This is a genomic window from Micropepsis pineolensis, assembly GCF_055392125.1.
Map to the genome: position 1 here is coordinate 2,563,597 of NZ_AP042408.1, position 12,414 is coordinate 2,576,010.

At 56.5% G+C, this 12,414-nt stretch carries 14 protein-coding genes; 2 read left to right on the forward strand and 12 right to left on the reverse strand.

Going from position 1 to position 12,414, the window contains the following annotated elements:
• Nucleotides 1-40: 40 nt before the first annotated feature.
• The 8 genes from nusB to glyA form a co-directional block, all read right to left on the reverse strand.
• On the reverse strand, nt 41-532 hold the full coding sequence (gene nusB / locus ACZ5RI_RS11370) for a transcription antitermination factor NusB (RefSeq protein WP_464513240.1): 492 nt from the start codon (nt 530-532) through the stop codon (nt 41-43).
• Nucleotides 522-977, reverse strand: a complete 456-nt coding sequence (gene ribH, locus ACZ5RI_RS11375) for a 6,7-dimethyl-8-ribityllumazine synthase (protein WP_464513245.1) — start codon at nt 975-977, stop codon at nt 522-524. The genes nusB and ribH overlap by 11 nt, the downstream gene beginning before the upstream one ends.
• Nucleotides 978-1,126: 149 nt before the next feature.
• The gene (gene ribB / locus ACZ5RI_RS11380; RefSeq protein ID WP_464513250.1) at nt 1,127-2,239 is read right to left on the reverse strand and encodes a 3,4-dihydroxy-2-butanone-4-phosphate synthase; all 1,113 of its coding nucleotides are present in this window, start codon (nt 2,237-2,239) and stop codon (nt 1,127-1,129) included.
• Nucleotides 2,240-2,241: 2 nt separating this feature from the next.
• Nucleotides 2,242-2,835: a riboflavin synthase gene (locus ACZ5RI_RS11385; protein WP_464513254.1), complete on the reverse strand. Its 594-nt coding sequence runs from the start codon at nt 2,833-2,835 to the stop codon at nt 2,242-2,244.
• Between the two features lie 35 nt (nt 2,836-2,870).
• Nucleotides 2,871-3,935: a bifunctional diaminohydroxyphosphoribosylaminopyrimidine deaminase/5-amino-6-(5-phosphoribosylamino)uracil reductase RibD gene (gene ribD / locus ACZ5RI_RS11390; RefSeq protein WP_464513258.1), complete on the reverse strand. Its 1,065-nt coding sequence runs from the start codon at nt 3,933-3,935 to the stop codon at nt 2,871-2,873.
• A 26-nt stretch (nt 3,936-3,961) separates the two neighbouring features.
• A complete protein-coding gene (locus ACZ5RI_RS11395) occupies nt 3,962-4,837 on the reverse strand; it encodes a lysostaphin resistance A-like protein (RefSeq protein ID WP_464513263.1) in 876 nt (291 codons plus the stop codon).
• Between the two features lies 1 nt (nt 4,838).
• Entirely contained in the window at nt 4,839-5,327 is a 489-nt protein-coding gene (gene nrdR / locus ACZ5RI_RS11400; protein ID WP_464513267.1) for a transcriptional regulator NrdR, read from the reverse strand.
• Nucleotides 5,328-5,371: 44 nt separating this feature from the next.
• Nucleotides 5,372-6,667 (reverse strand): serine hydroxymethyltransferase, encoded by a 1,296-nt coding sequence (glyA, locus tag ACZ5RI_RS11405; RefSeq protein ID WP_464513272.1) that lies wholly within the window; start codon nt 6,665-6,667, stop codon nt 5,372-5,374.
• 449 nt (nt 6,668-7,116) lie between these two features.
• Here glyA and ACZ5RI_RS11410 point away from each other — a divergent pair, with 449 nt between their 5' ends.
• The gene (locus ACZ5RI_RS11410) at nt 7,117-7,557 is read left to right on the forward strand and encodes a Ros/MucR family transcriptional regulator (RefSeq protein ID WP_464513276.1); all 441 of its coding nucleotides are present in this window, start codon (nt 7,117-7,119) and stop codon (nt 7,555-7,557) included.
• A 129-nt stretch (nt 7,558-7,686) separates the two neighbouring features.
• Here ACZ5RI_RS11410 and ACZ5RI_RS11415 read toward each other — a convergent pair whose 3' ends face one another.
• The 4 genes from ACZ5RI_RS11415 to ACZ5RI_RS11430 form a co-directional block, all read right to left on the reverse strand.
• Nucleotides 7,687-7,896 (reverse strand): DUF6898 family protein, encoded by a 210-nt coding sequence (locus tag ACZ5RI_RS11415; protein WP_464513280.1) that lies wholly within the window; start codon nt 7,894-7,896, stop codon nt 7,687-7,689.
• A 4-nt stretch (nt 7,897-7,900) separates the two neighbouring features.
• Entirely contained in the window at nt 7,901-9,118 is a 1,218-nt protein-coding gene (gene hemA, locus ACZ5RI_RS11420) for a 5-aminolevulinate synthase (protein ID WP_464513282.1), read from the reverse strand.
• A 310-nt stretch (nt 9,119-9,428) separates the two neighbouring features.
• A complete protein-coding gene (locus tag ACZ5RI_RS11425; protein ID WP_464513286.1) occupies nt 9,429-9,944 on the reverse strand; it encodes a MarR family winged helix-turn-helix transcriptional regulator in 516 nt (171 codons plus the stop codon).
• 244 nt (nt 9,945-10,188) lie between these two features.
• Nucleotides 10,189-11,223, reverse strand: coding sequence for an enoyl-CoA hydratase/isomerase family protein (locus ACZ5RI_RS11430; RefSeq protein WP_464513290.1), 1,035 nt, complete (start codon nt 11,221-11,223; stop codon nt 10,189-10,191).
• Nucleotides 11,224-11,379: 156 nt separating this feature from the next.
• Here ACZ5RI_RS11430 and hemB point away from each other — a divergent pair, with 156 nt between their 5' ends.
• Complete coding sequence (gene hemB / locus ACZ5RI_RS11435) at nt 11,380-12,378, forward strand: porphobilinogen synthase (protein WP_464513295.1); 999 nt, start codon at nt 11,380-11,382, stop codon at nt 12,376-12,378.
• Nucleotides 12,379-12,414 lie beyond the last annotated feature (36 nt).

Genomic DNA, 12,414 nt, shown 5'->3' on the forward strand with positions numbered 1-12,414 from the left:
GAGACGTTACCGCCCCGTTTTATTTGTCATTTTGTAGCGATCAGAATTCCAGCTTAACGTCCGTGCTGGGCAGGCCGAATTCCGCCGGGCGCTTCTGCCGCGCCAGCGTATCCAGCGAAGCATTGACGAAAGCCGTTTCATCCGGCGTACAGAACCCGCGCGCCAGATCGACATATTCCGAAATCACCGCTTTGGCCGGCACTTCGGCCATACCGATCAGTTCATACATCGCAGCACGCAAAATGGCGCGCATGGTCGAATCGACCCGCGACAGCTTCCATTTTTTATTGAGCGCGCCAGAGATCGACTGGTCGATCTCCTCCTGATGGCGCGGTACGCCATGGACTAAAGCGGTGAAAAATTCCTCATCCGGCAGACCAAGCGCCGTCACTTCGGGCTCGGAACCAAAACGGAAAGAAACGAATTCTTCCTGCACCGAGGTCGCATCAACCCCGGTCATCTCCATCTGATACAGTGCCTGAACCGCAGCCAAACGAGCAGCATGACGCCGCGAAATAGCATCAGCGGTCACGACGGGCCCCCATACGATAGCGCAGTTCGATCAGTGCCAGACAGGCATCAACTGCACCGCCGCCTTTGTTCATCTGGGCCGGATCGGCACGGACCATAGCCTGCTCTTCGGTATAGGTGGTCAGAATGCCGTTGCCGATGCACAGGCCGTAATTGACGCCCAAATCGGTAAGGGCACGGGCCGACTGGGTCGCCACGATGTCGAAATGGTGCGTTTCGCCACGAATGACACAGCCGAGCGCGACAAAGCCATCATAGCTGCGGCCACCACGGCCGCCACCCTTCACGGCAAAGTTGATAGCCGTGGGAATTTCGAGGGCACCCGGCACCGAAACGCAATCAAATTCTGCGTTTGCCTTGAGCAGTGCGGCCTTTGCCCCCTCCATCAACAACCGAGAGATGTTCGGATAAAACGGGGCCTCGATCACCAGAATATTGGGAACCATATCGGATGTCCTTTCCCCGGGGACAAAGGGTTGCGAAGACTGCACGCTACTCAAATCCTTTCCATGACCGGGACGCAGGACTACCCCGCCCGGTAACGCCAAACAGAACACGGCCTTTTTGAAGCTTAGCCTCAGACCTTTAAAATACTTTACTTTAGCCGGATCGGCCGGGTTGCCACGATATTGAGGTCGAAACCATCCAGCGCCACGACACTTTTCTCCGGCGTGTCGGTCAACAATACCATGTTCTTAATGCCAAGATCGAGCAACATCTGCGCCCCAACCCCAGCTTCCTTGACCCGGCGACGGTCGGCATCTTCCTGCGCCCGGTGCAAAAGCTGATCGGAAACAAAGCTTGCCCGCGCCGGACGCAACAAAACCACCACGCCACGGCCCGTTTCGGCAACCACGGCCATTGATGCGGCCAGCTTATTGCCACTGCCGGCTTCAGCCAGTGCATCGGTCAGCGGATTCATAGCGTGCATACGCACCAGTACCGGTTCCGGCCCGGAAATATCGCCCTTCACCAGCGCAATATGTTCGGCATATTCATTGGTGTTGACATAAACATGGGCCTGCCACGCACCACCGACATCGCTTTCAAACGGCACCGCCGCGAGTTTTTTGACGAAACGGTCGTAGCGGCGACGATAGGCAATGAGATCGGCAATGGTGCCGATTTTCAGACCATGCTTACCAGCAAATTCGATGAGGTCGGGCAGACGGGCCATGGTGCCGTCATCCTTCATGACCTCGCAAATCACGCCGGACGGATTAAGCCCGGCCAGCCGCGCAATATCGACCGCCGCTTCGGTGTGACCGGCACGCACCAGAACGCCACCTTCGCGCGCGGTCAGCGGAAAGACATGGCCCGGCACCACAATATCTTTCGGCCCCATCGCCGGATCAATCGCCACGGCAACGGTGCGGGCGCGGTCTTGCGCGGAAATACCGGTGGTGACGCCTTCGGCCGCCTCGACCGATACGGTAAAGGCGGTGCCAAGCGGCGCACGGTTATGCGCCGTCATCTGCGGCAGCTTCAATTCATCGGCACGGCCCTGGGTAATGGCCAGACAGACCAGCCCACGGGCATGGGTCGCCATAAAGGCAATCGATTGGTCGGTACACATCTCTGCCGGAATGACAAGATCGCCTTCGTTTTCGCGATTTTCATCATCCACCAGAATGATCATACGCCCGGCTTTTGCCTCGGCAATCAGTTCTTCAGGGCTCGACAAAGCACGGGGGGAAACAGAATGCATCTTCAACCTTTCATCAGCCGCGCCATGTAGCGGGCGAGCGGGTCTATCTCGATATTCACTGTGTCGCCGACTTTCAACGAACCGAAGGTAGTAACTTCCGCCGTATGCGGAATAACATTGACGCCGAAACGCCGCCCCTCGGCTTCATTAACCGTAAGCGATACACCATCGAGTGCCACCGAGCCTTTCGGGGCGATGAATTTGGCCAATGGCGCCGGCGTCTTAAAGATGAAACGCAACGATTCACCCTCGGGCGTAATCGAGGTTACTTCCGCCACACCATCAACATGACCGGTGACAATATGACCGCCAAACTCGTCACCAACGCGTAAAGGCCGTTCAAGATTAAGTGTGCGCCCCGCTTCCCATTCCCCCATTGTCGTTTTGGAACGGGTTTCTTCCGATGCCGAAACCGAAAACCAGCGTTCGTTCTCAGACCCCTTGGCCACCACGGTCAGACAGATGCCGGCGCAGGCAATCGACGCCCCCATTGGAATGGCATCAACATCATAGTGGGTCTGAATGGTCAGGTGGGTATCGCCGTGCTTTTCGATGTCACGGATAGTGCCCATATCGCTTACGATACCGGTAAACATAACGGTCGTCCTCTTCATCAGCTCGCAAATAGAACCTACTCTGGGCGGGCGAAGCTTTCCAGCAGGTCGGCAGCGATATCTCGACGGCTTATACGGTTAAAACGCGGGACTTCGCTTAAAGACAGTGCGCACAGCGCATCAATGGCACTGGTACCACCACCGCCCAGTAGCATTGGCGCGGTAAAAAGCTCCAGCCGATCAACCAGATCACGGTCTAAAAAGGATGCCGCCACCCCAGCGCCCCCTTCAATCAGCAGGCGGGTAATGCCGCGGCGCGCCAGCTCGGCCAGAACCGCCGCGCAATCGGGCCGACCGCGCGCATCACGTGCCACTTTGACAACATCGACCCCATCGGCCGCCAATTTCTGATCGTCGGATAAAGTAAACACCAGCAAAGGCCAGCGCCGCGCGGTTTTAACCAGTTTCGACCAGGCTGGCAGACGCAAGCCGCTGTCCAGTACCACCCGGACGGGGGTGCGATCCTCCATCCCCGGCAGGCGACAGCTGAGTTCCGGATCATCGGCCAGCGCGGTGCCGATCCCGACCAGAATGGCATCATGACGTGCCCGCAGCAGATGGCCATAGCGGCGGGCACCGGGGCCGGTGATCCACTGACTTTCGCCACCGGCGCTGGCAATCTTGCCATCCAGCGATGTCGCCAGTTTCAGCGTAACCAGTGGCCGCGCTGCGGTTTTGGTCAGAAAGAATCCCTGATTGAGGGCCCGCGCTTCGCGCTGGCAGACCCCTTCGGTTACCGCGATGCGGGCCGCGCGTAGCATTGCGAAACCTTTACCGGCCACCCGGTGATCGGGGTCGGTGGTGGCAGCCACCACACGGGCAACCTGCGCATCAATCAACGCCTGGGCACAGGGCGGGGTTTGACCGTAATGGGCGCAAGGCTCCAGCGTAACATAGGCGGTGGCGCCCTTGGCCGCGGCCCCCGCCGCAGTCAACGCCTGCGTTTCGGCGTGGGGGCGACCGCCCGGCTGGGTCCAGCCGCGCCCGACAATGCACCCGTCAGCAACAAGGACACAGCCTACGGACGGATTAGGAGCCGTGCGTCCCAGACCACGCTGTGCAAGCCCCAGCGCATGTCGCATATGACGAAGATCCACAGAAGGGATACTCATATAAAATTAAGCCCATAAGCTGCCGAAACCAGAATAGCATTAGACGTTGCATGAAACACTACACCGGGACGTAAAGAGCCAGTATGAATAGCCCAATAGGACATAACCATACCATCACCCCACAGCTGAAACACATACCAAACACCCTGCACACCGGGAAAATGCACTAGAGTACCATGCGCCAGTGAAAAAATAAGCGATGATACGGCAGCGGCGCGCCAGACAGGCATTTTCTGACGCAACCAATCGAGAACAAAACCACGAAAAAACAGTTCTTCAACAAGTGGCGCAGCTACGCTTATCTCAACAAGCGCCACAACATACTCCAGAGCAGTTCGTGGCTCATGCCCCCGCATACTGCTGGTGAAATCTGCACCCGTAACAAATTCGAGCAACGCACACAGCAGGATGATTGGGAGCAAAACTGCCCATGCCGATGCGAACGCCCACCACAAAAAACGGGTGGAAACAGGGGGAAAGAAACGTCTGATCCTATCAGGATATGACGGCACCCCTGACTGAGAAAACGCTATTTTGAAAGATGTAGCTGCCGGGTAGAGACTAAGCTGCTTTGCATACCCCCAGACGAAACACCCCAAAACGAAATAGAAAACAATCCCACCCAAACTACCCAGCAGCACCGCGTTACGGCGCAGCAGGGCATCAATATGGATAAAATAGTCGTATCGAGCAGGCCCACCGGATGGAGCCGCCGCATAGCTCAGTATGCGGAACAGAACAATTCCTACAACACATACCGCAATCGCGCATATCAGGCCACCCAAGAAGGCCAACAAGACATCGCGCCACCGGATAGGCACGGGCAGATCACGATGTGCCACCGTGAAGAACTGCCCACACGCAATACGCATATCAGGCCCCCTTGGGACCCGGTTCCTCGCCGGCAGCGCCCGCGGTGGTGATCTGACCAAGGAGATTTTCGAAATCCTTGGCTTCGCGGAAGTTTTTATAAACCGAGGCAAAACGCACATACGCCACTTTGTCGAGGCTTTGCAGCGCCTGCATCACCAGCTCGCCGATCATCGGCGAATTGATCTCGTTCTCGCCCAGACTTTCCAGACGACGAACGATCCCGGTGATCATGCGATCAACCCGTTCCTGCTCGACCGGGCGCTTACGTAAAGCGTGGTTGATCGAGCGTTCGAGTTTATCGCGATCGAAAGGCTCGCGCCGTCCATTTTTCTTGACCACGATCAGCTCGCGTAACTGCACCCGCTCGAAGGTGGTGAAACGCCCGCCACATTCAGGGCAATGACGTCGCCGCCGGATCGCCGAATTGTCTTCGGACGGACGGCTGTCTTTGACCTGAGTATCGTCGTGACCGCAAAATGGACAGCGCATGATAATGCCTTTCTAGCCGTTAACCGGCCCAACCATAAATCGGCCTAACCGTAGATCGGAAAGCGGGCGCACAGAGCACGCACACGATCCCGCACGGAAGCTTCCACCGAAGCATCGCCACCTTCGCCATTCTGGCCCAGGGAGTCGACAACCTCGATGATCCATTTGCCAATCTCGCGGAACTCCTCCACACCAAAACCACGCGTGGTGCCCGCGGGCGTCCCCAGACGGATGCCCGAGGTGATGGCCGGCTTCTGCGGATCAAACGGAATGGCGTTTTTGTTGCACGTGATATAGGCGCGATCGAGTGCTTCCTCTGCCGCCTTGCCGGTGACGCCCTTGGGGCGCAGATCCACCAGCATGACATGGGTATCGGTGCCGCCCGAAATGATGTCGAGCCCGCCTGCGTGCAGTGTCTGGGCCAGCGCCGCCGCATTATCGACGATCTGCTTGGCATAAGCCTTGAACTCGGGTTTCAGCGCTTCACCAAAGGCCACCGCCTTACCGGCGATGACATGCATCAGCGGGCCGCCCTGCAGGCCGGGGAAAATCGCCGAATTGAGTTTTTTGCCCAGCGCCGCATCGCGGGTCAGGATCAGGCCGCCACGGGGGCCGCGCAAGGTCTTGTGGGTGGTCGAAGTGACGACATGGGCCCAGTCGAGCGGATTGGGGTGGACGCCGCCGGCAACCAGACCGGCGAAATGGGCCATATCGACCATCAGATAGGCCCCGACTTCGTCGGCGATCTTGCGGAAGCGGGCAAAATCAATCACGCGCGGATAGGCCGAACCGCCGGTAATGATCAGCTTTGGCTTATGTTCCTTGGCCATGGCTTCGACTTCGTCCATGTCGATGCGATGGTCCTGACGGCGCACGCCATAGCCGACCGCATTGAACCACTTGCCCGACATGTTGACCTTGGAGCCGTGAGTCAGATGCCCGCCCGAGGCCAGCGACAGCCCCATGAAGGTATCGCCTGGCTGCAACAGGGACAGAAACACCGCCTGATTGGCCTGCGAGCCTGAATTGGGCTGAACATTGGCATAGGTGGCACCGAACAACGTGCAAACCCGCTCGATAGCAAGGGTTTCGACTTCATCGACGAACTCGCAACCGCCATAATAACGATGGCCAGGATAACCTTCGGCATATTTATTGGTCAGGACAGAGCCCTGCGCTTCCAACACCGCTTTACTGACGATGTTTTCAGACGCGATCAGTTCAATCTTTTCTTGCTGACGATGCAATTCCCGACCGATCGACGCGAAAAGATCAGGATCGACATCGGAAAGACTACGGGAAAAGAACCCGGAATTGTTCTGCTCTGAACCACTGGCCATATCGAAACCCCATTTGCCTTGACCAAAAACACCGGCGTAATGCCGTTATTACGGTGGCTGGCGGCCTCGAATGCAAGCGACCATGCGCAGCCTAAAGGGGAAGTACCCTGCCCGCGTCACTAAATCTAGAGCAAAACTCGATAAAAAACGCCATGTATCGTTTTCTGCCAGACAATACCGCGGATCCAAGGCGAATCATGGCAACAACCGCCAGGCCGTGACAAATTGAAATTAACCCGCAGTCGGTTTTACGGATACAAAGAGCGCGGCACCGCTGCCTTCAAATGACAAAAAACATAAAGCCAAGTTACGACAAACATTAATTATTACGAATATTTGACCATAAGTCAGCGATTGATACAAAATAAGATTTGATTCCGGATCGGATATGGCTAGATAGAGAGAGCGAACCGGATTTCGCCAATAGACAAATGCAGGGATAATACTCGATGGCCACGCACGATATAGATGATAACAAGTATGACGAGATCCTCACCTTGACCGGTGAAATCGTTGCTGCCTATGTCAGCAACAATCCGGTTCAGGCCGGGGATCTTCCCAACATTATTAAAAATATTCATGCCACGCTGGGCAGTCTGACCGGTGCACCAGTTGCCGAGATCCCCACCGCGCTGAAGCCGGCAGTCCCCGTCAAGAAATCGGTCACGCCGGAATATCTGATCTGCCTGGAAGACGGCAAAAAGCTGAAAATGCTGAAGCGTTATTTGCGCTCGCGTTACGGCCTGACGCCGGACCAGTATCGCGCCAAGTGGAACCTGCCGGCGGATTATCCCATGGTGGCTTCGAACTATGCTGCACAGCGTTCAGAATTTGCCAAGAAGATTGGCCTTGGCAAAGGGGCGCAGCCGCCCAAGGGCAAACGCCGCTAAGTATCGGCCGTACAGGCCCCACCCGGGGCTTTGCCGTACCAGATAAAACAAAAAAGCGGACGCTGTTCAGACAGCGCCCGCTTTTTTGTTTCGCATCCGGTAAGGTAACAATAAATCTATGGTCTTTACTTAGGTCTTATTCTTGGCCTGAACATACTGAAGCTTGGCGACCGCATTTTTAATCAAGACCTCACGCGGTGTTGTGCGGGGACCAAAAATGCACACCTCGGTCCCCGTCACACTATCAATTGCGGTGGTCTTGACCAGCGCCCCCTGGACCAGAAATTCGATATAAATATCGCGCCCCGGCGCCGAAATGGTTTTGCGATCTTCCGCCAATGCTTTAGCTCACCCGTGGCAAATGGTGGGTGTTCCAGACAACGTCCAGCGCATCGACCAACATCTTCATCATCTCGGGCGTATGCACCGGCGACGGGGTAAAGCGTAAACGCTCGGTACCGCGCGGCACGGTGGGGAAATTAACCGGCTGAACATAGATCCCGTGGTCGTTCAGCAAGGCATCGGCGACCGATTTGCACTTGGCGGCATCACCGACCATCACCGGCACAACATGGCTCGGCGAATTGATCATCGGGATACCAGCATCCTGCAGCAGCCCCTTCAGCCTGGCGGCATTGGCATGCAGCGCCTTGCGTTCAACATCACTTCCTTTGAGATGACGAATACTGGCAATTGCACCCGCCGCCAGCACCGGAGCAAGAGACGTCGAGAAGATAAACCCGGGACCAAAAGAACGGATTGCATCGATCACTTCGGTCTTGCCGGTGATATAGCCCCCCATCAGACCAAACGCCTTGGCCAGCGTGCCTTCGACGATGTCGATGCGGTCCATCGCACCATCACGCGCCGCCACACCGGCACCGCGGGGCCCATACAGACCGACGGCATGGACTTCGTCGATATAGGTCATGCAGCCATACTTTTCTGCCAGATCGCAGATCGCATGGGTCGGGCCGAAATCGCCATCCATCGAATACACCGCCTCGAAGGCAATCAGCTTGGGCGCAGCCGGATCGGCCTCGCGCAGCAGTTCTTCAAGATGGGCCAGATCATTATGGCGGAATATGCGCTTTTCACCATGGCCGCGACGGATCCCCTCGATCATCGAGGCATGGTTAAGCTCGTCTGAGAAGATGATCAGCCCGGGCAGCAGCCGGTACAGCGTCGACAGCGTGGTATCGTTGGAGGCATAGCCGGACGTAAAAGTCAGCGCCGCTTCCTTGCCATGCAGATCGGCGAGCTCATGCTCCAGCTCGATATGATAATGCGTGGTGCCGGAAATATTACGCGTACCGCCCGCGCCCGCGCCGGCTTTATCCAGCGCCGCATGCATGGCGGCAATCACGTCAGGATGCTGTCCCATACCAAGGTAATCGTTGCTGCACCACACCGTGATCGGGCGGGTGCCACCACTGGTAAAATGATCGGCCGCCGGGAAATTGCCGCGTCTACGCACCAGATCGGCAAAAACCCGATAGCGCCCCTCGCGCTTCAAACCGGCAAGGGCCTCCTGAAACCGCGAAAGATAGTGATAAACCATGTATCCGTCTCTCATCCTGAAGGGAGCGAGCCGCGTTAGCTCACAAGTCTGGCGGCACATTAGACCAGCGTCTGCCAACGATCCATCCGATTTGCGTCAAAAACGCCCAATTACACCGATTGCACGATCACAAACCTCAAAACGCATAAAAAAACAGCGCGTCCGATATTTTTTATCGCAACGCGCTGCCGCTACACGCCAGCCCCCAAGGGAAAACCGGCAGATAAAAGACCTGAAATAAGAATCGCAAAACCTCTCTACGTGCGACAAGAGCCGTAAAACATGCGGCCCCAGGCACGTAAAGCCAGGCTTAAAGACGGAAACGCACCTGATCGATCCAGAATCGTTCAACCCGCTTCAGGCTGGTATTCAGTCCATCAAGATCCCCGTCGGTGACATTGCCAACCGTTTCCAACGAACCGAGATGGCGCTGGAACAGTTCGCGTAACATGTCACGCACCAGTTCCCCCTTGCGGGTCAGGCGTACCAGCACCGAGCGGCGGTCCGTTTCGGAACGCGAATGGTGCACATAGCCCAGATCAACCAGCTTTTTCAGATTATAGGAGACGTTCGAGCCAAGATAATGGCCACGGGAACGCAATTCCCCCGCCGACAATTCCTGATCCCCGACGTTAAACAAAAGCAACGCCTGAACGCTGTTAATCTCGCGTTCCTCACGACGGTCGAGCTCGTCCTTGATGACGTCGAGCAACTGGCGATGCAAACGCTCCACCAAATTCAACATCTCAAAATACGGGCTCTTCGGCGGGCGCTCAGCTTCCGGATCGTTTGACGTCTGCGTCTGCGCATTTGCCACTGCATTCATCGTATTACTTCCTGTTCCCCAGTCCGTCACAATCAGCCCCGATACAATTCAATCCCGTCAGAATCTTAAGTCCCGCCAGAATCCACCCGACGTAATTAAGAAAATGTGTAGTTCGGCACCCGTTAACGATATGTAAAATTACCTGAGAAGAGAACTATGATATTCATAAAAGGAGAATATAATATACTGCAATCACTATTAAAATACATCCCAACATCTAACAATGAAAGTAGGTAATGGCCCCTTAAGAAGACACGGCCAACTCACCTTCTGGTAACGGTGCAAAACAGGCTTCGACTTCAGCATCGGTCACCGCATCCGGCGCCGCAGCCCATTTAGGATTATTATCCTTATCAATAACGGTTGCCCGAATACCTTCGCGGAAGTCAGGCAAACGCTTTATCCGGCAGGCCACCCGGTATTCCATCTGCATGCAGGCATCGAAATCGAGCGTACGGCCGGCGTGCCAGGCATGGAACGCCACCTTGACCGACAAGGGCGAACGCGACCGGATCATGGCCGCCGTTTCACGGGCAAACGACGTGTTGTTGCGATCCAGCGCACTGAGCACCCCTTCGACAGTGGGGGCCGCAAAAGCCGCATCAATCACACCGCGCTGTTTTTCGATGGCCGATTCCAACCCGGCGCTGCGGGCACGGCGCAACAGATCGCCAACCTCGTCACCGCTGGCCAGTGCATCAATAAAATCTGGCCATTTCTTCTGTGGCAGCACATGGGTGATCAGACCAAGATACAGCGCATCAGCCTGTTTGGCGCGCGCCCCGCTCATCGCCATGTAGAGCCCGGTCAGCCCCGGTGCCCGCGACAGGAAATAGCTGGCCCCGACATCGGGGAAGAAACCAATGCCGGTCTCGGGCATTGCACAGACCAGATTTTCCGCCCCAACGCGGAAAGTGCCCGGCACGGCAATGCCAAGCCCGCCGCCCATGGTAATGCCATGCAGCAAGGCCAGATGCGGCTTGTGATAATGATGGATATAGGAAATCAGCGAATATTCATCGAACCAAAAATCTTCCGCCGCCCGATCCCCGGCCACGGCCGAGGCATGGAACATGCGGATATCACCGCCGGCGCAGAAAGCCCGTTCGCCTTCACCACACAAAATCACCGCGCCGATCGAGTCATCATCCCCCCACGCATCCAGCGCCTCGCGTAAGGACCGGATCATGCCATGGTTAAGGGCATTGAGCACCTTGGGGCGATTGAGCGTGATAATCCCGGCTGCGCCGCGACGTTCGAAGAGAATGTCATCCATCATGTACCGTCCTGTTATCTCAAGCTTTAGGAATAGGCGGCCTCCACGTCAATCGATGCATTGCCGCGCCCCGCGTTAGGATTATAGTTTAAGGCAAAATCCTCAAACTGGCCGTTTCCCCCTTTTAGGCCGCCCATTTGCAAAAGGAACTTGTCGATAATGTCTGCAGTTTCGCCTGAGTTTCCCGCCATTCGCATGCGTCGCACGCGTGCCCAATCCTGGTCACGCGCGCTGTGCGCTGAAAACACACTGTCCGCAGCGGATTTTATCTGGCCGATTTTCATCATCGATGGTGAAAACAAAACTGAAGCTGTCGCAACCATGCCGGGCGTATTGCGCTACAGCGTCGACAAAGCCGTGGAAGCCGCCAGGGAAGCGGCCGATCTGGGCATTCCGGTTATCGCCCTGTTCCCCCATACCGACCCGGCACGTAAAACCGCCGACGGGCGCGAAGCCTATAATCCCGATAATTTGATCTGCCGCGCCACCCGCGCCATCAAAAAGGCGGTGCCGCAGATCGGTATTCTGTGCGATGTGGCACTCGACCCGTTCACCACCCACGGCCATGACGGACTGATCGAAGGCGATTATGTCGTTAACGACGAATCCGTCGAGGTACTGATCAAACAAGCCCTCGCTCAGGTCGAAGCCGGCTGTGATATCATCGCCCCTTCCGACATGATGGACGGGCGCATCGGTGCCATCCGCGCCGCACTGGAAAGCCACGGCCACAAAAACACGATGATCATGGCCTATGCCGCCAAATATGCGTCAGCGTTTTACGGCCCGTTCCGCGATGCCGTCGGCTCGTCCAAAGCGCTGATCGGTGACAAGCGCACCTATCAGATGGACCCGGCCAATACCGACGAAGCCTTACGCGAGGTGGCCCTCGATATTAGCGAAGGCGCCGATATGGTGATGGTCAAACCCGGCATGCCCTATCTGGATGTGCTGGCGCGGGTCAAAGCCACCTTCCACATGCCGACGTTCAGCTATCAGGTGTCAGGCGAGTACGCCATGCTGATGGCAGCGATGAATGCTGGCTTTCTGGATCCTGACCGCATCATTCTGGAAAGCCTGATGGCATTCAAACGCGCCGGCGCCAATGGCATTCTGACCTATTTTGCCGTCGATGCGGCCAAACGGCTGCGCGGATAATTTCCCGGCTCATCAGCCAAATACGAACAAGGGGCG

Bases quoted from the DNA above. Each gene is read 5' to 3' on its own strand.
- ribH (WP_464513245.1), bottom strand. From the start codon at position 977: ATGGTTCCCAATATTCTGGTGATCGAGGCCCCGTTTTATCCGAACATC.
- ribB (WP_464513250.1), bottom strand. From the start codon at position 2,239: ATGCATTCTGTTTCCCCCCGTGCTTTGTCGAGCCCTGAAGAACTGATT.
- ACZ5RI_RS11385 (WP_464513254.1), bottom strand. From the start codon at position 2,835: ATGTTTACCGGTATCGTAAGCGATATGGGCACTATCCGTGACATCGAA.
- ribD (WP_464513258.1), bottom strand. From the start codon at position 3,935: ATGCGACATGCGCTGGGGCTTGCACAGCGTGGTCTGGGACGCACGGCT.
- ACZ5RI_RS11395 (WP_464513263.1), bottom strand. From the start codon at position 4,837: ATGCGTATTGCGTGTGGGCAGTTCTTCACGGTGGCACATCGTGATCTG.
- nrdR (WP_464513267.1), bottom strand. From the start codon at position 5,327: ATGCGCTGTCCATTTTGCGGTCACGACGATACTCAGGTCAAAGACAGC.
- glyA (WP_464513272.1), bottom strand. From the start codon at position 6,667: ATGGCCAGTGGTTCAGAGCAGAACAATTCCGGGTTCTTTTCCCGTAGT.
- ACZ5RI_RS11410 (WP_464513276.1), top strand. From the start codon at position 7,117: ATGGCCACGCACGATATAGATGATAACAAGTATGACGAGATCCTCACC.
- hemA (WP_464513282.1), bottom strand. From the start codon at position 9,118: ATGGTTTATCACTATCTTTCGCGGTTTCAGGAGGCCCTTGCCGGTTTG.
- ACZ5RI_RS11425 (WP_464513286.1), bottom strand. From the start codon at position 9,944: ATGAATGCAGTGGCAAATGCGCAGACGCAGACGTCAAACGATCCGGAA.
- ACZ5RI_RS11430 (WP_464513290.1), bottom strand. From the start codon at position 11,223: ATGATGGATGACATTCTCTTCGAACGTCGCGGCGCAGCCGGGATTATC.
- hemB (WP_464513295.1), top strand. From the start codon at position 11,380: ATGTCTGCAGTTTCGCCTGAGTTTCCCGCCATTCGCATGCGTCGCACG.